The following is a 1,924-nucleotide window of genomic DNA, read 5'->3' as shown; positions in this document are numbered from 1 at the left end:
TGTTATTTGACGCCCATACACGCTCGTTCGGCGCCTTGGGCGGCGTGCCGCGCCGGGGCATCTACGACAACATGAAGACCGCCGTCGACAAGGTCAATAAGGGCAAAGGCCGGGCGGTGAATGCGCGCTTTGCGGTGATGTGCGCGCATTACCTGTTCGATCCGGACTTCTGCAACGTCGCCGCTGGTTGGGAAAAGGGCATCGTTGAAAAGAACGTGCAAGACAGCCGCAGGCGTATCTGGCTAGACGCCCAGGACTGCCAGTTTCACTCCTTCGAGGAACTCAATGCCTGGCTGGGCCAGCGCTGCCGCGCGCTTTGGAACCAGCTGACGCACCCTCAATACAGCGGTCTGAGTGTGGCCGAAGTACTGGAGTTGGAGCGCGCTGAACTGATGCCTGTGCCAGCGCCATTCGACGGTTACGTCGAGCGGCCTGCGCGGGTCTCCAGCACCTGCCTGGTCAGCGTCGGGCGCAACCGCTACTCGGTGCCGTGTGAGTACGCGGGTAAGTGGGTCAGCAGCCGTTTGTATCCGACGCGAATCGAGGTGGTGGCTGACGACGCGCTGATCGCCAGCCATGTCCGCTTGCTGGATCGCGACCAGGTCAGCTATGACTGGCAGCACTACCTCCCGCTGATCGAACGCAAGCCCGGTGCGCTGCGCAACGGCGCGCCCTTTGCTGATCTGCCGGTGCCGCTGCGTCAGCTTAAGCACGGCCTGGGGCGTCATGCCGGCGGTGACCGGATCATGGCGCAAGTTCTGGCTGCCGTACCGGTCGCCGGGCTCGATGCCGTGCTGGTAGCCGTTGAGCTGGTACTGGAGAGCGGCAGCCTGAGCGCCGAACACATCCTCAATGTCGTGGCACGGCTGACAGCATCCGAACCACCACCCAGCGTCGAAACCCACTTGTCGCTCAAGGAAGCCCCCGTCGCTAACACGGCGCGCTACGACCGCCTGCGTGGCCAGGCCGAGGAGGTCGGTCATGCGTGATTTGATGGCGGAACTCAAGGAGCTGCGCCTGCACGGCATGGCCACGGCCTGGGCGGAGTTAACTGCACAGGGTGAGTCGAACACAGCCTCGTCCAAGTGGCTGCTCGAACACCTGCTGGAACAAGAGCACACAGATCGCGCCATGCGCTCGGTGAGCCACCAGATGAACATGGCCAAGCTGCCGATGCACCGCGATCTGGCCGGCTTCGACTTCAGCGCCTCCAGCGCCGACGCTCGCTTGATCAGCGAGCTGGCCAATCTGAGCTTTACCGACACCGCGCAGAACGTGGTGCTGATCGGCGGCCCAGGCACCGGCAAAACCCACCTGGCCACCGCACTGGCCGTGTCCGGCATCACCCGGCATGGCAAGCGCGTGCGCTTCTACTCCACGGTCGATCTGGTCAATCTGCTGGAGCGCGAAAAACACGACGGCAAAGCCGGGCGGATCGCCCAGGCACTGCTGCGCATGGATCTGGTCATCCTCGACGAACTGGGTTATCTGCCGTTCAGCCAGGCTGGCGGTGCGTTGCTGTTTCACCTGCTGTCCAAGCTGTACGAACACACCAGCGTGGTGATCACCACCAACCTGAGCTTCGCCGAATGGTCGAGCGTGTTCGGCGACGCCAAGATGACCACCGCCCTGCTGGATCGGCTGACCCACCACTGCCACATCGTCGAAACCGGTAACGAGTCCTATCGCCTGCAACACAGTAGCTTGGCGGCCCAGGCCAAGATCAAATCACGGGAGCGAAAGCGTAAGGGCGGCCAGGAACCGGAGGACGATGAGCCGTTCTGATTTCATGGCGACGACGGCCTGCTACATGGCTGCGTGTGGCAGGTCTTAAACAACTGAACTGGGCTAGCGAAGGAGTGGGGGCAACAGCAGCTGCGCTGGTAGACTTATCCACAGTTGCTGGTAACAAAATCAGCAATCC

Annotated in this window: 2 protein-coding genes; both read left to right on the top strand. The window is 62.5% G+C overall.

Annotated features, from left to right (window positions below):
- Nucleotides 1-989, top strand: a 989-nt coding sequence (gene istA, locus PSOLE_RS23300) for an IS21-like element ISPst3 family transposase (RefSeq protein ID WP_088339363.1), incomplete at its 5' end; no start/stop codon positions are given.
- Nucleotides 982-1,785 (top strand): IS21-like element ISPst3 family helper ATPase IstB, encoded by an 804-nt coding sequence (gene istB / locus PSOLE_RS23295; RefSeq protein ID WP_003459721.1) that lies wholly within the window; start codon nucleotides 982-984, stop codon nucleotides 1,783-1,785. The genes istA and istB, both read left to right, overlap by 8 nt.
- The last annotated feature ends 139 nt before the right edge of the window (nucleotides 1,786-1,924 follow it).

This window comes from Pseudomonas oleovorans subsp. oleovorans (genome assembly GCF_002197815.1).
GTDB lineage: Bacteria > Pseudomonadota > Gammaproteobacteria > Pseudomonadales > Pseudomonadaceae > Aquipseudomonas > Aquipseudomonas oleovorans.
The sequence above is the reverse complement of the archived record's forward strand: the minus strand, read 5'-3'. Positions and strand labels throughout refer to the sequence as shown.

Coding starts and splice junctions, on each gene's coding strand:
- istB (WP_003459721.1), top strand. CDS start 982: ATGCGTGATTTGATGGCGGAACTCAAGGAGCTGCGCCTGCACGGCATG.